At 66.7% G+C, this 25,242-nt stretch carries 16 protein-coding genes and 1 pseudogene; 11 read left to right on the plus strand and 6 right to left on the minus strand.

What is annotated here, in order from left to right; all coding sequences use genetic code 11:
- Positions 1-83 precede the first annotated feature (83 nt).
- Positions 84-1,199: a branched-chain amino acid ABC transporter substrate-binding protein gene (locus AB4Y43_RS30360; RefSeq protein WP_069266179.1), complete on the minus strand. Its 1,116-nt coding sequence runs from the start codon at positions 1,197-1,199 to the stop codon at positions 84-86.
- Between the two features lie 1,014 nt (positions 1,200-2,213).
- On the opposite strand from AB4Y43_RS30360, the gene AB4Y43_RS30365 reads away from it, so the two are divergent.
- The 3 genes from AB4Y43_RS30365 to AB4Y43_RS30375 all read left to right on the plus strand — a co-directional run bounded on the left by AB4Y43_RS30365 (position 2,214) and on the right by AB4Y43_RS30375 (position 5,045).
- A complete protein-coding gene (locus tag AB4Y43_RS30365; RefSeq protein WP_368729481.1) occupies positions 2,214-3,203 on the plus strand; it encodes an ABC transporter substrate-binding protein in 990 nt (329 codons plus the stop codon).
- 149 nt (positions 3,204-3,352) lie between these two features.
- Complete coding sequence (locus AB4Y43_RS30370; RefSeq protein ID WP_368729482.1) at positions 3,353-4,249, plus strand: ABC transporter permease; 897 nt, start codon at positions 3,353-3,355, stop codon at positions 4,247-4,249.
- A 1-nt stretch (position 4,250) separates the two neighbouring features.
- Entirely contained in the window at positions 4,251-5,045 is a 795-nt protein-coding gene (locus tag AB4Y43_RS30375; protein ID WP_368729483.1) for an ABC transporter ATP-binding protein, read from the plus strand.
- A gap of 105 nt (positions 5,046-5,150) precedes the next feature.
- Here the strand turns inward: AB4Y43_RS30375 and AB4Y43_RS30380 are convergent, their stop codons facing one another.
- Complete coding sequence (locus AB4Y43_RS30380; RefSeq protein WP_368729484.1) at positions 5,151-5,552, minus strand: PaaI family thioesterase; 402 nt, start codon at positions 5,550-5,552, stop codon at positions 5,151-5,153.
- A gap of 346 nt (positions 5,553-5,898) precedes the next feature.
- On the opposite strand from AB4Y43_RS30380, the gene AB4Y43_RS30385 reads away from it, so the two are divergent.
- The gene (locus tag AB4Y43_RS30385) at positions 5,899-7,044 is read left to right on the plus strand and encodes an alanine--glyoxylate aminotransferase family protein (protein WP_342947191.1); all 1,146 of its coding nucleotides are present in this window, start codon (positions 5,899-5,901) and stop codon (positions 7,042-7,044) included.
- A gap of 32 nt (positions 7,045-7,076) precedes the next feature.
- Here the strand turns inward: AB4Y43_RS30385 and AB4Y43_RS30390 are convergent, their stop codons facing one another.
- Entirely contained in the window at positions 7,077-7,823 is a 747-nt protein-coding gene (locus tag AB4Y43_RS30390; RefSeq protein WP_368729502.1) for a class I SAM-dependent methyltransferase, read from the minus strand.
- A gap of 197 nt (positions 7,824-8,020) precedes the next feature.
- Here AB4Y43_RS30390 and AB4Y43_RS30395 point away from each other — a divergent pair, with 197 nt between their 5' ends.
- The 6 genes from AB4Y43_RS30395 to AB4Y43_RS30420 all read left to right on the plus strand — a co-directional run bounded on the left by AB4Y43_RS30395 (position 8,021) and on the right by AB4Y43_RS30420 (position 14,291).
- On the plus strand, positions 8,021-8,722 hold the full coding sequence (locus AB4Y43_RS30395; RefSeq protein ID WP_368729485.1) for an HAD family hydrolase: 702 nt from the start codon (positions 8,021-8,023) through the stop codon (positions 8,720-8,722).
- A gap of 172 nt (positions 8,723-8,894) precedes the next feature.
- Positions 8,895-9,359: a MarR family winged helix-turn-helix transcriptional regulator gene (locus AB4Y43_RS30400; protein WP_069266182.1), complete on the plus strand. Its 465-nt coding sequence runs from the start codon at positions 8,895-8,897 to the stop codon at positions 9,357-9,359.
- A gap of 17 nt (positions 9,360-9,376) precedes the next feature.
- Positions 9,377-11,515: an FUSC family protein gene (locus tag AB4Y43_RS30405; protein ID WP_069266067.1), complete on the plus strand. Its 2,139-nt coding sequence runs from the start codon at positions 9,377-9,379 to the stop codon at positions 11,513-11,515.
- A 37-nt stretch (positions 11,516-11,552) separates the two neighbouring features.
- Positions 11,553-11,762, plus strand: coding sequence for a DUF1656 domain-containing protein (locus AB4Y43_RS30410; protein ID WP_342947141.1), 210 nt, complete (start codon positions 11,553-11,555; stop codon positions 11,760-11,762).
- Positions 11,763-11,769: 7 nt separating this feature from the next.
- Complete coding sequence (locus AB4Y43_RS30415) at positions 11,770-12,750, plus strand: efflux RND transporter periplasmic adaptor subunit (protein ID WP_368729503.1); 981 nt, start codon at positions 11,770-11,772, stop codon at positions 12,748-12,750.
- Positions 12,747-14,291: an efflux transporter outer membrane subunit gene (locus AB4Y43_RS30420; RefSeq protein ID WP_368729487.1), complete on the plus strand. Its 1,545-nt coding sequence runs from the start codon at positions 12,747-12,749 to the stop codon at positions 14,289-14,291. The genes AB4Y43_RS30415 and AB4Y43_RS30420 overlap by 4 nt, the downstream gene beginning before the upstream one ends.
- A gap of 13 nt (positions 14,292-14,304) precedes the next feature.
- Here the strand turns inward: AB4Y43_RS30420 and pbpC are convergent, their stop codons facing one another.
- From pbpC to AB4Y43_RS30435, 3 genes and pseudogenes are all read right to left on the minus strand, one after another.
- Complete coding sequence (pbpC, locus tag AB4Y43_RS30425; protein WP_368729504.1) at positions 14,305-16,524, minus strand: penicillin-binding protein 1C; 2,220 nt, start codon at positions 16,522-16,524, stop codon at positions 14,305-14,307.
- Positions 16,525-16,577: 53 nt separating this feature from the next.
- Complete coding sequence (locus AB4Y43_RS30430; protein WP_368729488.1) at positions 16,578-22,628, minus strand: alpha-2-macroglobulin; 6,051 nt, start codon at positions 22,626-22,628, stop codon at positions 16,578-16,580.
- A gap of 431 nt (positions 22,629-23,059) precedes the next feature.
- A pseudogene (locus tag AB4Y43_RS30435) lies at positions 23,060-23,284 on the minus strand (oxidoreductase); the annotation flags it as partial.
- Positions 23,285-23,922: 638 nt separating this feature from the next.
- On the opposite strand from AB4Y43_RS30435, the gene AB4Y43_RS30440 reads away from it, so the two are divergent.
- Positions 23,923-24,756 (plus strand): DUF932 domain-containing protein, encoded by an 834-nt coding sequence (locus AB4Y43_RS30440; RefSeq protein ID WP_368729489.1) that lies wholly within the window; start codon positions 23,923-23,925, stop codon positions 24,754-24,756.
- Positions 24,757-25,242 lie beyond the last annotated feature (486 nt).

The raw sequence follows: 25,242 nt of genomic DNA on the forward strand, positions 1-25,242 counted from the left end.
CCCTTTTTTTAGTTGCGCGCACAACCGCTATAAAACGCCCCGTCCACGAGAAGCCGGGGCGTTGGCAGCGTGCGGCGCCGGGATCAGTTCGCAGCGGTCTTGGTGGCGTCCTTGTGCCACGTGTAGACGACGAAGCGGAACGACTTCAGGTCGCCCTGTGCGTCGTATTCGACCTTGCCGATCGGCGTGTTGAACGCGTTCTTGTGCAGGTAGGCCGCGACCTTGGTCGGGTCCGTGCTCTTCGCGCCGGCGATGCCGTCGGCGATCACTTCGACTGCCGCGTACGACGGCATCTGGAACGGGCCGTTGGCGTCGCGCCTGGCGTCGGCGAAGGCCTTCACGAGCTTGGCGTTGGCAGGGTCCGAAGCGAAGTCGGCCGGCAGCGTGACGAGCATGCCTTCGGAAGCCGGGCCGGCGATGGCCGTCACGTCCTTGTTGCCCACGCCTTCCGGACCCATGAACGTGGCCTTCACGCCCTGTTCACGCGATTGGCGCATGAGCAGGCCCATTTCCGGGTGATAGCCGCCGAAGTAGACGAAGTCCACGCCCTGCGACTTGAGCTTCGTGACGACTGCCGAGTAGTCCGAATCGCCGGCGTTGATGCCTTCGAACACGACGACGGGGATGTGCGCCTTGTCGAGCGCGGCCTTGACCGAGGTGGCGATGCCCTGGCCGTACGACTGCTTGTCGTGCAGGATCGCGACCTTCTTCGGCTTGACCTTGTTGATGATGTAGGCGGCGGCAGCCGGACCTTGCTGGTCGTCGCGGCCGATGGTGCGGAAGATGAACTGGCGCTTCTTGCCTTCGGTCAGCTGCGGCGCGGTGGCCGACGGCGTGACCATCACGACGCCTTCGTTCTCGTAGATGTCCGAAGCGGGAATCGTCGAGCCCGAGCAGACGTGGCCGACCACGTACTGGATGTGCTGCGAAACGATCTTGTTGGCGACGGCGACAGCCTGCTTCGGCTCGCACGAGTCATCCATCAGGACGGCTTCGAGCTTGTTGCCGTTCACACCGCCGGCGGCGTTGATCTGCTCGATCGCAGTCAGCGCGCCCGCCTTGACCATGTCGCCGTACTGGGCGACCGGGCCGCTGAACGGGCCGGCAATGGCGATCTTCACGGTGTCGGCGTTTGCGCTTGCACCAAAGGCGAGCAGCGCGGCGGCCACGGAAACGGAGGTAAGGCGGGACAACGACATCATCAGGAGCTCCTCGATTGTTTTCGGGTCAACCGGTCAGACGGAATGACCTGCGCAAACGAACAGCGCCCCAATGATCTTCAATGGGGAACAACCACGACGAGCACCAGAGAAAAAAGACGTGACGGGGCCCGGCGTGTATCAGCGCCCTGGTAGGCGACTGAGTTCGGAGAGACTGCTGAGTTACAGACTCTGTTGCGCAAGCATTCCGCCTGCCCCGTTCGCTGCAATTCGTACCGGAAAGGTGGACCGGCCTGTATCAGCGACCGGCGGATGCTATCAATAATCCCATTTCACCGCAACCAGGGGTTTTTTCGGATATCGAGTTGAGTTTTGAAATCGGTCAATAGAGGGGCATGTCGGAAAGCGCTTGAAAACGCTCGTGAAAATAGTCTTTCGGGCGGACGGCGGGCTAGTCACCGGGCTGCGATGACCGACTGGCGGGGATGTATGGAATTCCTGCATTTCTTGATTTTTACGCGCTGTCGATCGTTATTTTAATTCCAATGAAATCTGATCGACGAATGGCATCTTGCAATAACTTTAAAAGTTAATCTTTTATCGCGATAAAAGCGTCGATCCAATAATCGATCAATCGGGATTACCCTAAATGCAAAATGCGCCAAATCATTGATTTCAAAGAACAAATATTACGAAATCCTTAAAATTGAAGTTCTATATTCGCTGAACTGGCACCATAAATCTCACACCACCCTACTTTTCCGCCTTCCACTATGGAACCGCGAAAGCTTTCGTTAAAGCGCGAATTTTTCTCATAATCGAATCGAGTGAGTTCGAATTAATCCGCGCGACACCGTGGCGCGCCCGCCTCACTGGCTCGGCACCGCGTTCCAGCCCCGCAAGAGACGGTGGTATCCTCGCTCCCTCGCCGCGCCCGCATGCACCACTACGGCGCATGCCGCGTGCTCTCGCGCCGCGCGTGAAGCCGGCGACGCCACACCGTGCAGATCCGAAAAAACCGCAAGAACCCAGCACTGGGGGAGATCAAACAGAATGAAGACCTTCAAGCAGGCAGCCGCTGCCGCCACCCTTTCCCTGCTCGCCGGCGCCGCCGCACTCGCACTGACTTCGGCCGCCGCACGCGCCGCCGAAACCGCGACCGTGGAAGTGCTGTCGATCGTCGATCATCCCGCGCTCGACGCGATCCGCGACGGCGTGCGCGACGAACTCAAGGTCGCGGGCTACGACGCCGGCAAGAACCTCAAGTGGGAATACCAGAGCGCGCAGGGCAACACGGGCACCGCCGCACAGATCGCCCGCAAGTTCGTCGGCGACAACCCGAGCGCGATCGTGGCCATCGCGACGCCGTCGGCGCAAGCCGTTGTGGCCGCAACGAAGTCCGTACCCGTGGTGTACTCGGGCGTGACCGATCCGGTGGCCGCACAGCTCGTCAAGACGTGGACGCCCAGCGGCACGAACGTGACCGGCGTGTCCGACAAGCTGCCGCTCGACAAGCAGGTCGCGCTCATCAAGCGCGTCGTGCCCAATGCGAAGACCGTCGGCATGGTCTATAACCCCGGCGAAGCGAATTCGGTCGTCGTCGTGAATGCGCTCAAGGCACTCCTCGCGCAGCAGGGCATGACGCTCAAGGAAGCCGCCGCGCCGCGCACCGTGGACATCGGCCCCGCAGCGAAGAGCCTGATCGGCAAGGTCGACGTGATCTACACGAACACCGACAACAACGTCGTTTCGGCCTACGAAGCGCTCGTGAAGGTCGCCAACGACGCGAAGATCCCGCTCGTCGCCTCCGATACGGACAGCGTGAAGCGCGGCGCCATCGCGGCGCTCGGCATCGACTACAGCGACCTCGGCCACCAGACGGGCAAGGTCGTCGTGCGTATTCTCAAGGGCGAGAAGCCCGGCACGATCGCCTCGGAAACCAGCAGCCAGCTGCAACTGTTCGTGAACCCGGCCGCCGCGCAAAAGCAGGGCGTGACGCTCTCGGCCGACCTGCTCAAGGACGCGACCACGGTCGTGAAGTAAGGCGCAGGCATGGCGCATCACACGCAGCCGCACTGCCTGGCCCGATAAAGGCCACTTACACGCGCAACGGCGCGCCGCCCCATCCGGGCGGTGCGCCGCGCGTCGACTCCGGCGCACCGCCGCCGCAGACCGCAACAGGATCCTTCCCCATGTCCCTCTACTCGCTTCTGGGCGCGCTCGAGATCGGCCTGATCTTCAGTCTCGTGGCCCTCGGGGTGCTGATCTCGTTTCGCATCCTCAACTTCCCCGACCTCACCGTCGACGGCAGCTTCCCGCTGGGCGGCGCCGTCGCCGCCACGCTGATCGCGGCCGGTCACGATCCGTTTCTCGCCACCGCCTGGGCGGTCGTCGCTGGCGCCATCGCCGGCTTCATCACCGGCTGGCTCAACGTGCGCCTGAAGATCATGGATCTGCTCGCGAGCATCCTGATGATGATCGCGCTCTATTCGATCAACCTGCGCGTGATGGGCGCGCCGAACGTGCCGCTCATCTCCGAGTCGACGGTATTCACGCTCATCCAGCCCACCTGGCTGCCCGACTACGTGCTGCGCCCGCTCGCGCTCCTCGTCGTCGTACTGGCTGCGAAGTTCGGCGTGGACTGGTTCTTCTCGTCGCAATACGGCCTCGCGCTGCGCGCGACGGGCGCGAACCCGCGCATGGCGCGCGCACAGGGCATCGCCACGGGCCGCGCGACGCTCGCCGGCATGGCGCTCTCCAACGCGCTCGTCGCGTTGGCCGGCGCGCTCTTCGCGCAAACCCAGGGCGGCTCGGACATTTCGATGGGCATCGGCACCATCGTGATCGGGCTTGCGGCCGTGATCATCGGCGAGAGCATCCTGCCCGCGCGCCGGCTCATGCTGACCACGCTCGCCGCCGTGCTCGGCGCGATTCTTTATCGCTTCTTCATTGCGCTCGCGCTCAACAGCGACTTCATCGGCCTCAAGGCGCAGGACCTGAATCTCGTTACTGCAGTGCTCGTGACGATCGCGCTCGTGCTGCCCGCCACGCGCAAGAAGCTGTTTGGCCGCAAGAACGGGAGGGCATGAGATGCTCAGCGCCAAAGACATCAAACTCACTTTCAACCCCGGCACGCCGATCGAAACGCGCGCGCTGCGCGGCCTCACGCTCGACATCCCGAGCGGCCAGTTCGTGGCCGTGATCGGCTCGAACGGCGCGGGCAAGTCCACCTTCCTCAACGCGATCAGCGGCGACCAGAGGGTGGATGGCGGCACGATTACCATCGACGGCCAGGACGTCACAAAAAAACAGGCGTGGGACCGCGCGCATCTCGCCGCGCGCGTGTTCCAGGACCCGATGGCCGGCACCTGCGAGGCGCTCACCATCGAAGAAAACATGGCGCTCGCGATGGCGCGCGGCAAGCGCCGCGGCTTCGGCCCCGCGCTGAAAAAGCAGGATCGCGAGCTGTTCCGCGCGAAGCTGCGCCTCCTGAATCTGGGCCTCGAAAATCGCCTGTCCGATCGCATCGGCCTGCTTTCGGGCGGCCAACGCCAGGCGGTGAGTCTGCTGATGGCGTCGCTGCAGCCTTCGCGCATCCTGCTGCTCGACGAGCACACGGCGGCGCTCGATCCGAAAACGGCTGCATTCGTGCTGGAGCTGACCGCACGGATCGTGGAAGAGGCCAAGCTCACGACCATGATGGTCACGCATAGCATGCGCCAGGCGCTCGACTACGGACAACGCACGGTGATGCTGCACCAGGGGCAGGTTGTGCTCGACGTCTCGGGCGATGCGCGCCGCGGCCTCGACGTGCCGGACCTCCTGCGCATGTTCGAGCAGACCCGCCACGAGAAGCTCGACGACGACGCGCTGCTGCTGGGGTAAGTGTCCACGCCCAGCGTTAAAAAGCCCGCCCTTCAATCGAAGCGGCGGGCTTTTGCTTTTCAGCGAAATTATTTCGGATACCGATTCAAATGGGCGGCGTTTCGGTCATGCCTTCTTCGGATACGAATACTTGAAGGTCCCCTGCGCACTCGCGATCAGCAAACGATCGTCCACCCACGCCTCGGCGCGCGCAAAGAAGATCGAACGGCCGCCGCGCTCCAGCAACCCCTTCGCGCGCACGAACTGACCAAGCCCCTTATCGAGGTAGTTGGTCGTGAGCGAGAGGGTGAAGCCATGACGCGGCGGGTCGCCGACCGGCGCGAAGAGTCCCGCGTAGCCAGCGGCAGCGTCGAGCAGCGTGGCAATCGCGCCGCCTTGCAGCACGCCCTGGCGATTGAGCTTCGAGGCGTCGATGGGCATCACGAGCTCCGCGTAGCCCTCGCGCCACTGCGCGACGCTCACGCCGAGCGTTTCAAGAAACGGGTTGTCCACGGCGAATTGCGACATACGCGGTCTTCCTTGCATTATCGCGCGATGCGATTGATTATAGGGTGGCTGCCGCAATGCCGCAGCGGGCCGCTGCGCCGCCCGTACGACTGTTCAGCGAAATTCCGCGCAACTGTACATGGTCAGCGCTGCCGCGCCACACAACACTGCCTGATGGCGCGCCAATCGCGCGCGTCTCACGCAACTCCCTTCAAGGTAAAACCAGGTACTCAAGATGAACGACAACGCGCTCCACCCCGACCCGCTGGCCACTTCGCGCACAGCGGCGGCAGCGGCCGAGGCCGCGCCCGTGCCTTGCCCCAGCGTCGAAACGCTCGACCGCATCCTGCCCGAGGAGCCGCTCCTCATGATGGGTGCGGGCCCCGTGCCGATTCCCGACGCCGTGGCCAAGGCCAATACCGTCGTCATCAATCACCTCGGCGACACCATGGCGCGCGTCATTCACCAGGTGAAGACGATGGCGCGCTACGTGTTCCAGACGCGTTCGAACTGGGTGCTCGGTGTGGCCGGCCCCGGCTCGGCGGCCATGGAAATGGCGATCTCGAACCTCGCGTGGCCGGGCACGCGCGTGCTCTCCATCGTCAACGGCTTCTTCAGCCAGCGCATGGCCGAAATGGCGGGCCGCGTGGGCGCCGAGGTCACCACGCTCGACGTCGCCGACCGCCAAATCGCCTCGCTCGAAGCCGTGGCGCAAGCCATCGAGCGCACGCGCCCGGCCGTCGTTACGATCGTGCACGGCGAAACCTCCAATACGGTATGGAACCGCGAGCTCAAGGAAATCGTGCAACTCGCCAAAGCCGCCGGCGCGCTCGTGGTGGTGGACGCCGTCTGCACGCTGAGCACCATGCCGCTCGAAATGGACGCCTGGGGCATCGACGTCGTCATCACGGGCGGCCAGAAGGGCCTCTCTTCGATCCCTGGCGTTTCGCTCATCGCCTTTTCGGACGCCGCCTGGGAGCGCGTGCGTACGCGCACCGCACCGAACACGCACTGGTGCCTCGACGCCATACTCGCCGAAAACTTCTGGCACAACGCCGGCTATCACTACACAGCGCCCGTCTCGGGCGTGCTGGCGCTGCACGAAGCATTGCGCCTCGTGTGCACGGAAACGCTCGAAAAGCGTTTTGCGCGCCACCTGCGCTGCTCGCTCGCGCTGCAAAGCGGCGTGAGCGCGCTGGGTCTCGCGCTCTATACGCCGCAAACGTGCCGCCTGAATTCCGTGGTCGGCATCGGGCTGCCCGAGGGCGTCACCGCACGCGAGGTGTGCAATCACATCTCGCAGCAATACCAGGTGGAGATTGCCGGATCGTTCGGTCTCCCGATCGTTCGCATCGGGCAGATGGGCGAACAGTGCCGCGAGCACAACCTCTTTCGCACCGTCCATGCGCTTGGTCGCACGATGAGCGATCTCGGCGTGAAGGTCGATCTGCCCGCCGGAGTTGCCGCGCTCGAAGAATCGCTTTCGGCCGGCTCGCGCGAAGCGCGGCGCTAAGCGCTTGCGGCACCATGGCGCCGCTCGACCAGTCAAACGCGCCGTGCGCGGACGCAGATGAACGCCGGGGCCTGTGCCAGTTCCGCGTGCAGCGCCGGCGACACCGCCTTTATTTCCGGTTGTGGCATGGGTTCGAGCACGCGGTCGATGGCCCAGCCCGCTTCCATGAGCGCGTTGAAGATATCGGCAAGCGGGCGCCTGAACGCTTCCACCCATGGCTTCGGCTCGCCGAAGCCGCCCCAATGCAGGCCGAATCGCGTCGTCTCGAAGTAGGTGCGCGAACCGCGCGTGCGCGTGTCGATCCAGTCGCGCATGGGATGCGACATCGAAAACACCAGCAGTGCGCCGGGGCGCGCCACGCGGTGAAACTCCTGAAATGTCGGCGCGAGGTGCTCGACGTAGTCGAGGGCCAGCGAGCACACGATGCGGTCGACCGAGCCACTCGCGAGCCAGTCGAGCGGCCGACCGAGATCGCCCTGCGCGATATCGACCGCGAGGCCTGCGCAGCGCGCCTTCGCCAGTTGGACCATCGCGGGCGTGACGTCGAAGGCCTGCACCCGTGCGCCCTCGCCCGCCAGCTCCGCGCTCAAGATGCCGGGCCCGCAGCCCGCGTCGAGCACGTCGAGCCCCGCTACCGCGCCTAGCAGCGAGCGTGTGGCGGGCCGTTCGTAGAGCGCGTTGTGCGGCTTGACCGGGGCCTGCTCGGCGTAGCGGTCGGCGAATTGTGTGTAGCTGGCGCGGCCGGGGAGTTCGTTGGGGGTCTTTTCGTCGGTGGACATCAGAGCGGTGGGGTAGCGATTGGGTACGCTATTGTCCATCGTTTCGCACGGGCCGACCAACGCCGCGCCCTGCACGGCTTGCCCGAGAGAAAGCCACGCAAACGCGACCCCGGTTATCATCGCGCTCTTGCGTGCGCGATCCCGATGCGCGCCGCATGACGCAACCGCAGGCAACTGAAAGCAACCGCAGGCAAACGATGTCCCCCATCCCCTTCGACGCCATCCCCTTCGACGCCATCCTCTTCGACTGCGACGGCGTGCTCGTCGACTCAGAACGCATTGCGCACGTGGTGCTCACGCAGATGCTTGGCGAACTCGACTGGACACTCACGGTGGACGAAGCCATGCGCATCTTCGTCGGTAAGGCCGTGAAAGACGAGGCCGCGCGCATCGAAGCGCATACGGGGTTCGCGATTACCGACGCCTGGCTCGAAGGTTTTCGCGCGCGCCGCAACGACGCGCTAGAGCGCGATCTCGTCGAGATTCCGGGCGCGCCCGCCGCCGTGCGCGCGGTGCACGCGGCAATGAACGGGCGCATCGCCGTCGCCTCGGGTGCGGACCGGCGCAAGGTCGAGCTGCAGCTGCGCAAGGTGAACCTGCTCGACTGCTTCGCCGGCCACATCTTTAGCGGCCACGAAACGCCGCGCAGCAAGCCGCATCCCGATGTCTATCTCGCGGCGGCGGCCGGCCTCGGCGTGCAGGCCGCCCGCTGCGCCGTCATCGAGGACACGGTCACGGGCGCGCGCGCGGGCCTCGCCGCGGGCGCCACGGTGTTCGGCTTCAGCCCGCCCGAGCCCGGCCACAGCAGCGCTCAGGCGCTGCTTGAGGCGGGCGTCGCACACGTATTCACCGACATGGTGCAGCTTCCCGCCCTGCTTTCCCGCTGGTCAAATAGTTAAGCGCGTACGAAACAACGCCAAAAAGCCGTGCGCCTCGCGCACTGTTGGCCGTACGCATCACCCCGCATCAGATAGAAAGCAGGCCGCCGACGAGTCGCATACCATCCGATTCGTGGCGCTGCGAAAGAAAAAGATAGTTTGCTATCGAATCGCTTTGGGCTATGATCCGCCGATGTCGAATCTTCATACTTTACGCCTTGCGGTCAGCAGCACGCTCGTCGTGGCGGCACGCAAATGGCGGCGCACGACGCACGGCGCCCTCACCGCATACAACGTCTCCGAGGCGTGCGCCGCGCCGCTGCTCACTGCCGGGCGCCTTGGCGAAGCCGTGCGCCAGGTGACGCTTGCGGAGCACGTGGGCATCGAAGGCCCTTCGCTCGTGCGCCTGCTCGACCAGCTGTGCGCCGCGGGCCTCGTGCGCCGCGACGAAGACCCCGACGACCGCCGCGCAAAAACGATCTCGCTCACGAGCGAAGGCCGCGCCGTGACCGAGCGCATGGAGGACGAGCTGCGCTCGCTGCGCGCCCGCGTGCTCAAGGGCGTGAGCCGCGCCGACCTCGAAGCGACGCTGCGCGTGCTCAACGCGTTCAACGCCGTTCCCCCCGCAGACCAGGCTGACCGGCCCTTACACGACTGAAAGCAGAAAGCGGACTCATGACCTACCCCTCCATCCGCGACTGGCTCTTTTCGGTCAAGACCTTCGCCGCGTCGATGCTGGCGCTCTATATCGCGCTCAAGTTTCAGCTGCCGCGCCCCTATTGGGCGATGGCCAGTGTGTACATCGTCTCGAACCCGTTCGTGGGCGCCACGCGCTCGAAGGCGCTGTACCGCGCGCTCGGTACCGCGCTCGGCGCGGCCGCCGCCGTCGCGCTCGTGCCGCCCTTCGTCGAAACGCCGCTGCTCTTCAGCGCGATCGTCGCGACCTGGACGGGAACGCTGCTCTATCTGGCGATCTCCGACCGCACCGCGCGCAGTTACGTGTTCATGCTCGCGGGCTACACGATGCCGCTCATCGCGCTGCCCACCGTGAGCGATCCCACCACGGTGTTCGACGTGGCGATCGCGCGTACGCAGGAAATTACGGTCGGCATCATTTGCGCGAGCGTGGTGGGCAGCAACATCCTGCCTAGCCGTCTCGCGCCCACGCTCATCGAGCGCGCCGACGCGTGGTTCCGCGACGCCGCCTGGTACGGCCGCGAAACGCTCTCGGGCCATATTGCGGGCAAGGCGCTTTCGGCGTGCCGTCAACGTCTCGCCGCCACGGTCAATCAGCTCGAATTCCTGCTGAGCCAGTTGAGCTACGACCACACGCACCCCGAGATCCTCGAGCGCGCCGAGTCGCTGCGCGGGCGCATGCAGCTTTTTCTGCCGATGATCTCCGCGCTCGCCGACCCGCTCGTCGCGCTGCGCCGCGATCTGCACGTGTGGCCGGAGGGCCTCGACAGCCTGCTCGCCGACGCGGCGCGCTGGTTCGACGAACCGCTGCCCACGCGCGCCGCCGAGATGCACGACGACGCGGGCGACCCGACCGCAGAGAATCTGCGCAAGCGCATCGCGACGCTGCAGCCCGCGCGCGACGCGCTCTCGAGCTGGGAGGGCGCGCTGCTCTCGAACGCGCTCTGGCGGCTCGGCCAGGTGATCGACGTGTGGCAGGACTGCCGCGCACTGCGCGCGCTCATCGCGCACGAAGCGAAAATCGGCTCGTGGCGGCCGCGCTATCGCCATTGGCGCCTTGGGGGCACCGAACGCTTCTACGATCGCGGCCTCATGGTGTTTTCGTGCCTCGTGCCGGTGAGCGCGATTCTCGTGGCCTGCTGGCTATGGGTCAGTTCGGGCTGGCACGACGGCGCGGGCGCGGTAACGCTCGCGGCCGTGGCCTGCTGCTTCTTTGCGGCATCCGACGAACCCGCGCCGCTGGTGTTCCGCTTCTTCCTCGCTACCGCGGCGAGCGTGGTATTCGCGGGCCTCTATCTGTTCGTCGCGCTGCCCAAGGTGCACGACTTCGCGATGCTCGTGCTGCTGTTCGCGGGCCCGTTCATCCTGATCGGCACGCTCATTCCGCGCCCGGCCTTCAACATGGTGACGATGCTCGTGGCCGTGAACACGGCCACCTTCATCAGTGTGCAGAGTGCTTACGAGTCGGACTTCTTTGTCTTCCTGAACAGCAATATTGCCGGCGTGGCGGGCCTCCTGTTCGCCTATCTGTGGACGCGCGTCACTCGCCCGTTCGGCGCCGAGCTCGCAGCGCGGCGCCTCCTGCGCTCGAGCTGGAGCGACGTCGCGCTCTCGGCATCGCCCACGCCTATCGCGGACCAGCGCAACCTCACGTCACGCATGGTCGATCGCCTCATGCAGCTCATTCCGCGTCTCGCGGCTTCCGACGAGCACCGCCATCCGTCGATCGAGAGCTTCCGCGACCTGCGTATCGCGCTCAATTCGCTCGATTTGCGCCGCTCGCGCCACAAGCTCGACGGCGACGTGCCCGACGCGATCGACCGCGTGCTCGCGGGCGTGAGCGACCACTATGCGCGCTGCGCGCGAGCGAGCGAGCGCCAGGACGCCCCGTCGGCGCTGCTCTCCAGCATCGACGACGCCATGCGCCGCGTGGCGGCCCGCGCGCGCGCGCAACTGCCGCCGGCCACCCTTGCCGACGCCGATGCCCAGCCCGCGCCGCGCGCGCTCGTCTCGCAGCGCTGGCTGCGCGACACGCTGCACGCGCTGGTGGGCCTGCGCATCGCGCTCTATCCGGCCCTTGCGGCACAGTCGCCTTCCAACCCGGAGGCCGCGGCATGAGCGCGCGTCCCTCTCATCCTTTTTCGAAACTCGCATCATGATCGGCGAAATCGATATCTTTGGCGTGTTCGTGCCCGCCGTGCTCGTGCTGATGCTGATCGCGTACCTCGTCAATGTCGTGATCGGCAAGGTGCTCACGCGCGTCGGCTTTTACCGCCTCGTGTGGCATCGTTCCATTTTCGATCTCGGCATCTATGTCTTCGTGCTGGCTGCCGTCATCATCGTGTCGCATCGCTTCGTGAATTAACGTGAACGTGAAAAAAACCTGGTTCTCCGCAGGACAGATCCTGCTGACGCTCATCGTCGTCGTGGTCGCCGCCCTCGTGCTGTGGCGCATCGTCAACTACTACATGTTCTCGCCGTGGACGCGCGACGGCCGCGTGCGCGCCGATGTGATCCAGGTCGCGCCCGACGTGGGCGGACTCATCACCCGCGTCGACGTCGTCGACAACCAGCAGGTCAAGCAAGGCCAGGTGCTGTTCGTGATCGACCAGGCGCGCTACTCGCTCGCGCTGCGCCTCGCGCAGGCCGCGCTCGAGCAGCGCAAGGCCACGCTCGCCCAGGCGAAGCGCGAATACGCGCGCAATATCGGGCTCGGCAATCTCGTGGCGGCGGAAACGCTCGAGGAAAGCCGCACGCGCGTCGATCAGGGCGAAGCCGCGGCCGCCGACGCCCAGGTCCAGGTCGACACCGCCAGGCTCAATCTTCAGCGCACGACGATCGTGAGCCCCGTGGACGGCTATTTGAACGACCGCGCGCCGCGGGCTGGCGAATACGTCACGGCAGGCCGCGCGGTGGTCGCCGTCGTGGACATGCATTCGTTCCGCGTGGATGGCTATTTCGAGGAAACGCGCCTGCACGGCATTCAGATCGGCCAACCCGTGGAGATCACGGTGATGGGCGAGACGCGCCCGCTGCGTGGTCATGTGCAGAGCATCGTCGCGGCGATCGAGGACCGCGACCGCCAGGCGGCGCCGAACCTGCTGCCCAACGTGAATCCGGCGTTCAGCTGGGTGCGTCTCGCGCAGCGTATTCCGGTGCGCGTGGCGCTCGACGAAGTGCCCGCCGATTTCCGCATGATCGCGGGCCGAACGGCAACCGTGGCCGTGCGCACGGAAGCGAACAACGACCGCCAGGCCGCCCACGCGAACAACGCAAGCGGCGCCCTCGCTTCGCAGCCCGCCATGGATGCGAGCGCCCCCGCCGCTTCCCAGGCTGCCGGAGCTTCGCAATGACACGCCGTAGTCTCTGGCGCCGCCGCTTGTCGCCCAACGTCTGGTCCAACCTCGCGCTCGCGCCGCTCACGCTCGCGCTGGGCGCGTGCATCACGCTCGGTCCCAACTATCACGTGCCGCAGGAAGCCGTGGTCAATGCGCCGCTCGCGCAAGGGCCGATCGACGGCGCGGACCATGCGCCCGTCTCGCAACTGGGCGTGCCCGCCAACTGGTGGCAGCTTTACGACGACCCCACGCTCAACGAACTCGTGCAGGAAGCGCTGAAGTCGAACACCGACCTGCGCGTGGCGGCGGCGAATCTCGCGCGCTCGCGTGCGGCGGTCGACATCGCCAATGCACAGGGCGGCTTCTCGGGCACCGCGCACGCCACCGCCGAGCGCGCGCAGGTGTCGGGCGAGCAGTACCTCCTGTTCGAAAAGGTGCCTGTCGCGACGCTGGGCGACCTCGGCGTCAACATCTCGTATGAATTCGACCTGTTCGGCAAGCTCCGGCGCGGCGTGGAAGCCGCGCGCGCCGACGACGCAGCCGTGGAAGCCGCGGCCGACCTCGCGCGCATCACCGTGGTCGCCAACGTGGCGCAGGCTTACGTGGAATCGTGCTCGGCCGCCGAGGAACTGGAGATCGCGCAGGAATCGCTCAAGCTGCAGAACGAGCGCGTGGCGCTCACCAAGCGCCTGCGCGACGCGGGCCGCGGCAACCAGCCCGACGTGACGCGCGGGCAGACCCAGGCCAATACGATCGCCGCCGATATCCCGCGCTTCGAGGGACGCCGCCGCGTGGCACAGTATCAGCTCGCCATGCTGCTCGCGCGCGCCCCCAAGGACCTGCCGCCCGCCGCGCTCGCGTGCAAACGCCTGCCGAGGCTCAAGCAGCCGATTCCCGTCGGCGACGGCGCCGCGCTCCTCAAGCGCCGCCCCGACGTGCGCGAGGCGGAACGCCAGCTAGCGGCATCGACGGCGCGCATCGGTGTGGCGATCGCCGAGATGTACCCCGACGTCACGTTCGGCGCGGGCGTGGGCACAGTCGGCCTGACGAGCGATCTGTTCACCCCTGCGACCAATGCCTGGTCATTCGGACCCCTGATCAGCTGGACCTTCCCGGTCAACGGCCAGCGCGACCGCGTGCGCGCCGCGGAGGCTGGCACGGGCGGCGCGCTCGCGCACTTCGACGGCGTGGTGCTCAACGCGCTGCGCGAAACGCAGTCGAGCCTCGCGACCTACGCCGCCGACGACCAGCGCGCCGATGCACTGCGCACGGCCTATACGTCGGCGCAGCAGTCGGCGGACGAAACGCATCGTCTCTATGCGGCGGGCCGCGAACCCTTCCTCTCCGACCTCGACGCCACGCGCACGCTCACCAGTGTGCACGCACAGGTCGCCGCGGCCGAAGGCGAAGTCGCGCTCGACCAGGTGCGGTTGTTCCTCGCGCTCGGCGGCGGCTGGGAGGGCAATCAGCAAACGCTGCAGCAGCAGGGGGCGCAAGGCACGCAACCGGCTTCAGCAGCACCGGCGGCAACCGCCGCGACTGCGCCCGCGAACTAAGCTCGCCTCTCCCTCAGCGCGCCACGCCGCCTTGCGCGGCGTCGGGGCGCATCGACTTCTGCGGCTTCGCAAGCGCGCCGCGTACCTCGAAGCGCACGGTATCGGTCACCTGTCCGCTCGCATCGACGAGTTCGAGCGTGTGTTTGCCCGGCCAGGGCAGCCACGCGAGGCGCGCGGCGCCACCCAACGCCTTGCCGTCGAGGCGCCAGTTCACGCGCGCGGTCGAGCCCGTCGCACGCTCGAACCAGACGCGCTGACGCTGCGCGGGAATGTCGGGATCGAGCGCGAAAATGGTGCCGTCCACGGGGCTGCCGATTTGCGCGGGCCCACGCGCGAGATCGGCGGCACTCGATGCGAGGCCCACGAGCGGCGTGGACGTCCCCGCGATGAACCACTCGTTGCGGGATGGCTCCACGGCATTGGCGAACTGCACGCGCACGCGCTCGACACCCCGCGGCGCGGCAGGCGCGACACTCGGCACGCGCCGATGCAGATAGCCGACGATGGCGGCCCACACCGGCGCCGCGCCCGTGACGCCCGACACGTCCCACATGGGCGAGCCATCCGCGTTGCCGACCCACACGCCCACCGTATAGCGCGACGTGAAGCCCACGGTCCAGTTGTCGCGCATGTCCTTGCTCGTGCCCGTCTTGACCGCGGAAAACATGCGCGTATCCAGCGGACTGTCGAAATCGAAGGTACGCGTGCGCGCATTGTTGTCAGCGAGGACATCCGTGACGATGAACGCCGACTCGCGGCTGAATACTCGCTTCGACGCGCTATTCGATGCGGCCTGCGCAGACGCGGGCAAATCGGCGATCGGGCTCACGACGCCGCCATTGGCCAGCGCGCGATACGCGTTCGTGAGGGTGACGAGGCTCACGTCGGCGCTGCCCAGCGCGAGACTGAAGCCGTAGTAGTCGCCCGCCTGCGTGAGCGGCAAGCCGAGCGCCGTGAGCGTCTTCGCGAATCGATGCGGCGTCACCATCACGAGCGTACGCACGGCCGGCACGTTCAGCGACGAGCCGAGCGCGGTGCGCACGCTCACCCAGCCCTTGAAGCCCTTGTCGTAGTTCTGCGGCATGTAGAGGCCGCCGCCCGCGGCGAGATCGAGCGGGGCGTCGTCGAGCAGCGAGGCGGTCGTCACGCGGCGCTCGTCGATGGCCTCGGCGTAGAGAAAAGGCTTGAGCGTCGAGCCCGCCTGGCGCAGCGCGAGCGCCGCGTCGACCTCCCGTGCCTTCGACAGGCCGCCTGACGACCCGACCCACGCGAGCACGTCGCCGGTTGCGTTATCGAGCACGACGACCGCGCCGTCCTGCACGTTGCGCGGGTGCGCGCGCGCATTGAGTTCGATGAGGGTGCGCGTAAGCGTGTCGCGCGCGTAGCGTTGCAGGTTCGCGTCGAGCGTCGAGCGCACGTGCATGCCGGGCGCGGGATGCACGGCGTTCGCGATCTGGCGCGCGAAGTGTGGCGCAAGCTGGGGCGAGTTTTCGCCGCGCCCGTCGAACGAGGGATCGTCGGTGGCGATGGCCGGGCGCGCGAAGGCGATCTGCACGAAAGCATCGAGATTCGGGCAACCGCTCTCGACGTTCGCTGCGCGCATGTCGCGCAAGATGCGGCACGCTCGCGTGGCGACCCTCGTATAAGGCGCATTGGGCGCGCGGATCAGCGCGGCGGCGACGGCCGATTCGCGTTCGTCGAGCCCCGACGGCGCCTTGCCGAACAGCGTTTGCGAAAGCGCGGCAAGCCCCACGGTCTCGCCGCGAAACGGCACGAGGTTCAAATACGCCTCGAGAATCTGGTCCTTGCGCCAGGTGCGTTCGAGCCGCAGCGCGTCCACGGCTTGCACGGCCTTTTGCGCGAGCGAGCGCTGGCCCGAGTGCTTCGGGTCGTCGTCGAGCAGTCCCGTGAGCTGCATCGTGACCGTAGATGCCCCACGCGTGCGGGTACTCCACAGGTTCGCCCAGGCGGCGGCAGTCGCGCCGCGCCAGTCCACGCCGCTGTGCTCATAGAATCGTTTGTCCTCCGAAACGACAATCGCCTCGCGCAGCGCCGGCGACACGTCGGCGAGCGCGACCCAGTCGCCGCGCCTCGCGGCGTGTTCCACCCGCGTGCGCTGCAACGGCGTGCCGTCGCGCGCCAGCAGAACCCAGTCGGAGCTTTTCCACTGGCCGCGCACATCATCGAAAGTCGGCAGTGCAAGCGCGGGCAGCGGCACGAGCACGAAGCACAGCGCGGCGGCGCCGAGTGCGCACGCCGCGCGATGCCGTAGCGCGAATGGCCCGCTCACGGCGCCGCCTTCACGACCACCGGCGCATTTGGCGCGACGCCGAACGTGGCCGGCGCGTAGAGCGCCTCCACGCGCGTGGGCGGCAACCCGAAGGTGCCGACGTTGTTCAGCCGCACCGTGTACTCCACCGACACCTTGCCCTTGGGCAGAAACTCGTAGTACGCACGATAACCGTCGAAGCCGCGCTCGATGAACGCGGGCCACGGACCGTTCTCGTCCTGCTTCTCGCCCTGCGTCGCCACGGCCGAATCGCGCCCGAGCCCGGAGCCGAGGATCGTCGCGCCCGCGGGGATAGGGTCGTTCACGACGACCCACGTCATGTCGGTTTGTGCGTCGATGTCGAGGCGCACGCGTACGACGTCGCCGCGCGTGTACACGCCCTTCACCGTGGCGTCCACCGGCGTGATGGTCTTCGTGATGCGATAGCCTGCCGCGAACGGCGCACGCAACGCGACCGCCGCGAGGCTTTCCACCGTGGCCCATGGCTTGCCGCTTCCTTCCTGCGTCAACGTGAGGGGCACCGCCGCGTTATGCTTTGGCCATGCTAGCAGCGTGCTGCGTGCGGGCGCGTTGCGCGTCGCCGCCGTGGCCCCGCTGGCGCCCGATGCCGCTTGCGCCGCCGATTGAGCCGCCGATTGAGCCGCCGCGTTCCAGTCGACGATGCGCGACGTATCGCCGAGCTGGATCTTCGTCGCGCCCGTCACCGGGTCGTGCTCGAACACGCGCGAGAAGCGCTCGACCGCGAGCGAGCCATAGGCATTCGCCGTCGTCGTGCTCCATGCGCCGTTGCGTTGCAGCGCGAGCAGGCCCGCCACGAGCCGCGGCATTTCCTCCTTCCACGCGGGGTTGCCGACAAAGGCCAGCGAGAGGCGCGCCGCGTTGACCTCCGTGCCCGTCATCAGCCACCACAAATCGTCTTCGGCGGCCGTGGAGAAGGTCAGCTGCGTGCCTTGCCACGTGAGCCGCGCGCGCAGGATCTGCTCGAGCTGCGCCAGTTTCTCCGCGCGGTCCGGCACGTCGCGCATGCGCGCGAGACTTTCCGCATAGTCGATCACCGCCGACGTGGGCCACTGGTTCGGCGCAATCTCGATCGAGCCGAACTGGCGCGCGTTCGCCGCGCCGTAGCGCGACAGCGCATCGATGGCGGCGAGCTTGCGCAGATCCAGATCGCGGCGCGGCGCCCACGAATTGCGCTCGATGCGGCCTTCCACGAAGCGCGTGAGGCCCTCCACCATCTTGCTGCGCAAGGCGTCGGGAAGCGCGAAGCGCGGGTCGAGCTTCGACGCCTCGTCGCTTATCGTGAGCAGATATGCGGTGAGCGCGGTGCTGCCGCGGCTCGCGCTGTCGTCGGCGGGCGGGAAGTAGTTCGCGAGGCCGTCACGGTCCAGATACACCGGCAGGCGCGCAAGCTCCGCCTGCCAGCGCGCGGGGTCGCGCAAGCCGATCGCTATCGACGTCTGCTGCTCGAGGCAGGAATACGGATAGCGCGTGAACCAGCGGCGCACGCCGGGCAGGCCGTCCGCGAGCTTCGGCTGCAGCGACACCGCAATGCCGCCACGCACCGCGCCTGCACGCGTCATGCTCGCGTTAGCCGGCGGCGCAACCGGAATCGACAGCGTACCGTCCACCTGCGCGAGCGTGGCCTGCTGCACCGTCACGGGTATCGCCGCGCTCACCTGCTGGGCGAGCTTCACCGCATCCGCCGCATGCGCGCCGCCCTGCTCCGCCGCACTCACGTTCCACACGAGCGCGGGCCGCTCCGCCTCGGCGAGATCGTCGGGAACCGCAACCGTCCACGCAATCTCACGCGACGAATTGGGCGCGAGCTCCACGGTCTGCGCGGCCAGCGCGAGCGGCGGTACGTTCGGCGTGACCAGCACTTTCATCGCGCGCGCGGTCGTATTGCGCAGCGTGAACTGCGCGCGGAAGGTGTCGCCCTCGCGCACCTGTGGCGGCAGGCCCGAGATCAGCTGCAGGTCCTGCGTGCTCTCGATGGTCGCGCTGCCCGTGCCGAAACGCGCCACCCCGCTCGCCGCAATCGCGACGATGCGAAAACGCGTGATCGAGTCGTTCAGCGGCACACTCACTTGCGCCTCGCCCTTCGCATCGAGCGTAACGCGCGGGTTCCAGTAGAGCAGCGTGTCGAAGAGTTCGCGCGTCGCGCCATGCCCGCCGCCGCCGCCCGCCGGCACCGCCTTGCGCCCGAAGTGCCGCCGTCCGACGATCTCCATTTGCGCCGTCGCCGTCTCCACGCCGTAGGCGCGCTGCTGCAGCATGGCGTCGAGCAGATCCCAGCTGCGGTTGGGCATGAGTTCGAGCAGCGCTTCGTCCACGGCTGCCACGGCGATCTGCGTGCCCGCCGGCACCGGCTGGCCGCCCGGAAGCTGCACGCGCAACTGGACGTGGGACGTCGCGCGTACCGCGTAGCGTTTCGCGTCGGGCGTCACGCTCACCGCGAGGCGGTGCGCCGCGTCGCCCACGCGGATTTGCGCGAGCCCGTAGCGGAAAGCCGGCTTCGAAAGATCGACGAGCGGCGTGGGCGCCTCGTACTGGCGCCCTTCGTACCAGAACGCACGCGCCCATTCGAGCGGCGCTTTCCACCCCCAGGTGAAGAACGAATACCACGGCACTTCGTGAATACGCCCGCGCAGCGCGAGCACCGAAACGTAGACGTTGGGCCCCCACGTCTCGCTCACCTTCAGTTCGACGGTCGGATCGCGCCCGTCGAGTTGCACCACGTGCGTTTCGATGATGCCCTCGCGTTCCACGGCCACGAGCGCCGTCGCAAAGCGGAATGGCATGCGCACCTGGAAGCGCGCGGTCTCGCCGGGCTCGTAGCTCGTCTTTTCGGGCAACACGTCGATGCGGTCCGTGTTCTCGCTGCCGAACCAGAGCTCGTCCTCGCGCGTGACCCATACCGAGGTCGTGGCCGTCGAGGCATGGCCGTCGTCGTCGCGCGCCGTCGCTACGAGCTGGATATTGCCCGCTTCCTTGAGCTTAGCGTCGCACGTGAGCAAGCCGTGATCGTCGCTCGTGCCGCTGCACAGCGTGCCGAGATCGCGTGTTTCCGTGTGGTTGTCGTAGGCGTAGAAACCGCCCACCATGCGCTTGCGCGAAGTCGTCGTGATCTTCGCCTCGCCGCGCACTTCGAGCTTCACGCCCGCGTGCGGCTTGCCCTGTAGATCGAGCGCGAGTGCGGTGACCGGCACGGTCCTGCCCACGGAGACCCAATGCCCCGACTTGATGCCCGCCGCCACGGCAGCGGGCCAGAGCGTGGCCGCGCCGCTGATGGTCTGCACTTCGCCGTTCGGGTCCGCGAAGGTCGCTTCGAGCGCGAGGCGCTTGGGCGCGTCCACGGACGGCAGGTTCTTCAGCACGAGCGTGCCCGCACCGTTGCGGTCGAGCGTGAGCGGCTCCTTGTCGGCCACGAGCTTCGCGACCTCGTTGTCCTCGCGCGGGCCGTTGTCCTCGTCTTCTGACGTGTTATCGGCCGGGCTCCGGCTCACATACGGTGCGAAACTGAAATCGCTGTACGTGCTGGCGAACGACGGCGTGGTGTCCTTCACGAGCGCCGAAACCTGCACAGGCAGATTCGAAGCCGCGCCGCCCGACACATAATCGATCTGCACCGCCACGCTCGCCTGCGTTGCGGCGACGAGCGGCGACGTCTTCTCGTTCTGCACGGCGATCGTGCCCTTGAGCACCGGCAAGCGGAAGGCTTCCACGCGGAAGCTGCCGCTGTCGTAGCTCATATGCATGGCGTCCGCGCTGTTGTCGGCTTCGTCGTTGCCGTCGCCTGCCGTGCTCGCGTTCGCGTCCCCGTCGTCGAGCGAGACGTCATATTCGCCGAGCTTCGCTTCGGGCGGCAACACGAAGGTCGAGTCCGCCGTATGGTCGGCGGCCCACTTCAGTGGCAGATGCCATGTCTGCCCGCTGCCGGCATGACGTATCGTCACGCGTGTGGGGTACTGCCGCGGGAGCGCGAAACCATGCATCGTCTGCGCGCGGATGAAGTGTTTCATCGACACCGTCTCTCCCGCGCGCAGCAGCGTGCGGTCAAACACGGTATGCGCGCGCACCGTGGGCTGCACGCTCGTGTCGGTCGGCACGTTGAAGCGCCACGACTCGATGCCGCGATTCCAGTCCGATTGCACGAAGGCCATGTCGGGGCCTGTTTTCGGGTCGTCGATGCGCGCCGAAACGAACAGTCCGCTAAAGCTGTTTTCGCCGCAGTCGCGACGATTCGAGAGCGGTCCGTCTATCGTCAGGAGTCCATGGGAATCCGTCTTTCCCGTGGCGAGCATCTCGCCGTTGCAATCCGATACGTGTACCTCGGCGCCGGCTACCGGTTCGCCCTTGTCGAGCGATGTGACCCACACCACGCTATTCTCGCGGCCTTGCTTGAAGTGCACGCCCAGATTGGTGACGAGCACGGTCGTGCGCACGTACATGGGCGCCGGCTTGCCGAGCAAGGAGGCGCCGAGCGAAGGCGAAGCGAGTTCGATCACGTAGAAGCCCGGCTTCGGCACGGGAATGCCCACCACTTCGAACGGCCGCAACGCCTTGGGATCGGCTTTGGGCAGCGTGAGCGTCTCTACGCCTGGCTGGCCATCGAGCAGTGAGAGCGAGCGCACGTCGATGATGCGCGCCTTCGCGTCGTCGTCACCCTCGCCCGTCGTGCGCGGAATCACCACGGGCGACTTCGCGCGCGCGAGCAGCCCCGGCATCTGCTTGTCGATCGACGTCTCGCTCATGCCGAAATTGTCGAACTGGTCGACGAGGCGCATCCAGCGACGCATGTCGGTATCGGACTGCACCGCGAGCTTCGCGAACTTCGCCTCGCCCGCGTTGAGCCCCTGCACGTGCAGGTCGGCTTCTACGTTGCGCAGCGTGACCGGCACGAGCGGCGGCGTGCCGGGCTCCGCGTAGCGCTCGATGATGCCGAAGGTCGAGGACGGGAATTTCGCGAGCGGCGGCATTGGCGCGGTCGCCGTATGCAGCGGGAAAAGATCGGCGTTCGCGAGCGCACGGCCGCTTACGTCCTTGAGCCCGGCGGGTGCGGTGATCGTAAGCGTCGCGCGCTCGGGCAAAGGCGCGGAGAACGAGATCGAGCCGACCTCGTTGTTCTTGTCATCGGGGCGGAAAGCCGGCGCGACTTCCCCCTTCGGCCCTTGCAGACGGAACTTCTGCGCGTCGGCGCGCGCAATCGGCGCGCTCAGGTCGATGCGCAGAGGCCGCAGCGGCGTGCATGGCGCCTTCGCATTCTCGCGCTCGCAACTCATGCTCGCGGTGAACGGCTCGCGCACCGTGAAATCGAAGCGGCGCTCGACGTCGTTGGGCGTGCCGTTCGGTCCGAGCACGCCCTTGCCGTACACGAGCTGCATCTTCGCGCTGGAGGGCAGCGTTTGCTGGCAGGTGAGCGTAAGCACGCTCGCGCTGTCCTTTTCGAGCCGGAAATGCTTGAGCAGCGCCGCGCGCGTGGACGCATCGACAGGCTGCACCGGAATGCGGTTGCCGAGTCCGCCCGACTCGCACCACACGTGTTCGCGCACGGAAGCCGGCGTGACGGGGCCATTGAGCTTCAGCACGAATGCCTGGTTTTCCTCTATTTCTCCGCCATAGGGACGCACGCTCAGCGGGAAGGGGCCGCCCGTGGAGAACGTGAAGCGGCGCATGCCCGTCACGACGTTGCCCGCCTGCGATTTGAGCGCGTCGATTAGCGTGACGCTGCATTGCACGTCGGGCGGCAGATCGGCCGCGAAATCGTATGCCCACGTTTTCCCGTCGATCCACCGACCCTGGCCCGCGCTGGCCGCCGCGTTGCTGCATTGCAGGCGCGCGGGATCCTTCGCATCGGGCGCGCCGAACGCCACCATGGCCTCGTCGAACTTCATCACCACCTGACGCACCTGCGCCACGGTGCCCTGCGGCGATACGCTCACCGCGCGCGCGGCGTAGGCGCGCCATGCCCACGCCATGCATAAGCCCAGCACCAGGGCAAGCGCCAACGTCCACCACCCGCCAGTTGTTCGTGTTATTCGTTGCATCGACCGGTCCTTGTTTGCGCGCGCGCCGCGTGGCCAGTGCCGGGCGGCGTGCGGTGAATGGTACAGGGCGCCGCGCGCTTGCGCGCCGGGAATGGCCGGCCACGCGCGCACGCGGGCGTCGGCGCCGGGGCGCAAGGCCACGCGCTAGCCGCTGCCGCGAAAGGGCGGGTCGTGGACGAAGGGAAGGGAACGCGTGAACACCTCCCTTCAATCAACCGCACTTCGCTATTGCCACGTAATTCCATCTCGAGAAATAGGATATGCCTGAAGTGAGACTATTTAACGTAAGTAGTTGAGCAATACCGATGCCCCTGTTCGACTCGATTGATGTTCTTCTCTATTGGAACCCCTGGATTTCGGTGGCGATAGATGCGAATGCAACGATTTTGCCCCGTTCCATTCAACCGGACAGGAAAGCGTGGAATAAATGCGCGCAGACTGGCGAGCATCTCCCTCTGCGGCTCGACCGGGCCCTCGGCCGGCTTACGGACGTCGCCCATGATGCGCAGGTTCACGACGTCGATCGCACCCAGGCCGAGATTGTGCAGATTGTCGCGCACCGCGCGCTCGATGTCGGCGGGTGTGCGCGCAGGCAGCCGGGCGCCCTTGTCGTCGCGCACTGCACCAACCTTGGTGACGATTGTGAGATCCGCCGGAATTGACATACCCCGGCCCGGATTGCGTGCCCCTGTTCGGCCCAATACAAAAATTAGGTTCAACGGTCGACGGTGGCGGCTCCATCGGCTGCACGCCTGACCGGGTGGGGCTCCACAGAGAACGGCCCAACCCTATGAAAGGCCATGCGACAGCGCGTCCCCTCCGCTGACGCTGCGGACTGGGCTTTCGCGCTTCGCGTCGAGCCGCATCACGCGTCTCACCCCTGCGGGCATCAATCCCTGACGCACAAACCTCGCCCCTGGGACACCCCAGTCAGGTGGAGGCCGCACACGGCCTCCACAATCGCGCTCGCCGCGCGGCGGCTCATCCCGGTCAAACCCGGCGCTTTGCATCCACCGCTCTCTCCTGCGTTCCCGCCCGACACCCGCGACCGTAGCCGGTGGCGGCCAGACATCAAGGGGCGAGGGACCGTGTTGCCCGCCCCCCTCCCTCGCCTTTTTCCTTGACGTCTGGCCGCCACCGGCTCCTTCAGTCGCACGGGCGCGAACTCAGGAGACTGGCGGCAGCACAGCCAGCACCGGGTTCCACCGGGACGAGCCCAACCCCTACGAGGCGGGCGGAATCTTGGAGCCCGGTCAGCGCAACAGCCCCCAACCTTTTTGCTGTGGAGAGTGTCATGCAACTCGCTTCCTCCTTCCGCTACGGCTCCCCGATACTCCGTTCCGACTCACCCCTCTCGGACGACCAGATCGGACGCGTTGCACCTTCGATCTTCGCCACCGGCAAGCACGAAAGCCGCTCCGGACGCTATACCTACATTCCGACCATCGACGTGCTGCGCGGCCTGCGTGACGAAGGCTTCCAGCCCTTCATGGTGTGCCAGACAAATGTGCGCGACGAGGGCAAACGCCTGCACACGAAGCACATGCTCCGCCTTCGCCACGCTGACCAGATCATCGGCGACGAAGCCAACGAAATCGTGCTGCTCAACTCACACGATGGCACGAGCAGCTATCAGATGCTCGCGGGCGTGCTGCGCTTTGTCTGCCAAAACGGCATGGTGGCGGGCGACAGCGTGCGCGATATCCGGATCCCCCACAAGGGCAACATTGTGCGCAACGTCATCGAGGGCGCGTTCGACGTGCTCGACGGCTTCGAGCTGATCCGCGAGCAGAAGGACGGCATGCGCGCCGTTGAACTGAACCGCGAAGAACAGCACGCGTTTGCGCGCTCCGCACTCGCGCTGCGCTACGACCTGACCGACGCCGAAGCCCCCGCACCGGTGACGGAAAACCAGTTGCTCGCCCCGCGCCGCTTCGAGGATCGTCGTGACGACCTCTGGACGGTCTTTAACCGCGTTCAGGAAAACCTGACCAGAGGCGGTCTGCACGGGCGCTCGCGCTGTGGTCGCTCCATGTCCACCCGGCCCATCACCGGTATCGACCAGAACGTGAAACTCAACCGCGCGCTGTGGATGCTCGCCGATGCCATGCGCCAGATGAAAGCGTAGCCACCTCCGGGCGGCGTCCTGCGCCGCACCGAGCAATCCGGCCCGCTCGCCGCCTGCGGTCATACATCGTGCAACCATTGCCCCATAACGGGCCGCACAGACTTCACGGGCCCGACTAAGTCCCGCCGGTCTGCGCATTTCCCCCGATCCCGAGAACCTCCTCGACCAATACTGCAGCAACCCGATGATCGCCTTCGACCGGTATGCAGCAGCGGCTCGCACCCCGCTGCTGTGTGCATCGAAGGCGATGCCAACGCGGTTTGATCGGCGCGGGCAGACGGCACGCCGTCTGCCCGCTTCTGGCGCAAGCCTTCCAGCCGGGGCGCAGCGAGTCCGGAGGGAAACGCCTGATGCTCCCGTGAAACCGCGCGTGACTGGTGTTATCGCCACCCGGCCGGAAGGGCCTCATGAACACTTCGACGTTGCCCCCTGTCGCAAGCCAGCAGGTTGCCGAAATTGCCGCGAACATACCTGGCGTGGACACCG

It is taken from the genome of Paraburkholderia sp. BR10872 (assembly GCF_040965835.1).
GTDB lineage: Bacteria > Pseudomonadota > Gammaproteobacteria > Burkholderiales > Burkholderiaceae > Paraburkholderia > Paraburkholderia nodosa_A.

Coding starts and splice junctions, on each gene's coding strand:
- AB4Y43_RS30360 (WP_069266179.1), bottom strand. CDS start 1,199: ATGTCGTTGTCCCGCCTTACCTCCGTTTCCGTGGCCGCCGCGCTGCTC.
- AB4Y43_RS30365 (WP_368729481.1), top strand. CDS start 2,214: ATGAAGACCTTCAAGCAGGCAGCCGCTGCCGCCACCCTTTCCCTGCTC.
- AB4Y43_RS30370 (WP_368729482.1), top strand. CDS start 3,353: ATGTCCCTCTACTCGCTTCTGGGCGCGCTCGAGATCGGCCTGATCTTC.
- AB4Y43_RS30375 (WP_368729483.1), top strand. CDS start 4,251: ATGCTCAGCGCCAAAGACATCAAACTCACTTTCAACCCCGGCACGCCG.
- AB4Y43_RS30380 (WP_368729484.1), bottom strand. CDS start 5,552: ATGTCGCAATTCGCCGTGGACAACCCGTTTCTTGAAACGCTCGGCGTG.
- AB4Y43_RS30385 (WP_342947191.1), top strand. CDS start 5,899: ATGATGGGTGCGGGCCCCGTGCCGATTCCCGACGCCGTGGCCAAGGCC.
- AB4Y43_RS30390 (WP_368729502.1), bottom strand. CDS start 7,823: ATGTCCACCGACGAAAAGACCCCCAACGAACTCCCCGGCCGCGCCAGC.
- AB4Y43_RS30395 (WP_368729485.1), top strand. CDS start 8,021: ATGTCCCCCATCCCCTTCGACGCCATCCCCTTCGACGCCATCCTCTTC.
- AB4Y43_RS30400 (WP_069266182.1), top strand. CDS start 8,895: ATGTCGAATCTTCATACTTTACGCCTTGCGGTCAGCAGCACGCTCGTC.
- AB4Y43_RS30405 (WP_069266067.1), top strand. CDS start 9,377: ATGACCTACCCCTCCATCCGCGACTGGCTCTTTTCGGTCAAGACCTTC.
- AB4Y43_RS30410 (WP_342947141.1), top strand. CDS start 11,553: ATGATCGGCGAAATCGATATCTTTGGCGTGTTCGTGCCCGCCGTGCTC.
- AB4Y43_RS30420 (WP_368729487.1), top strand. CDS start 12,747: ATGACACGCCGTAGTCTCTGGCGCCGCCGCTTGTCGCCCAACGTCTGG.
- AB4Y43_RS30430 (WP_368729488.1), bottom strand. CDS start 22,628: ATGCAACGAATAACACGAACAACTGGCGGGTGGTGGACGTTGGCGCTT.
- AB4Y43_RS30440 (WP_368729489.1), top strand. CDS start 23,923: ATGCAACTCGCTTCCTCCTTCCGCTACGGCTCCCCGATACTCCGTTCC.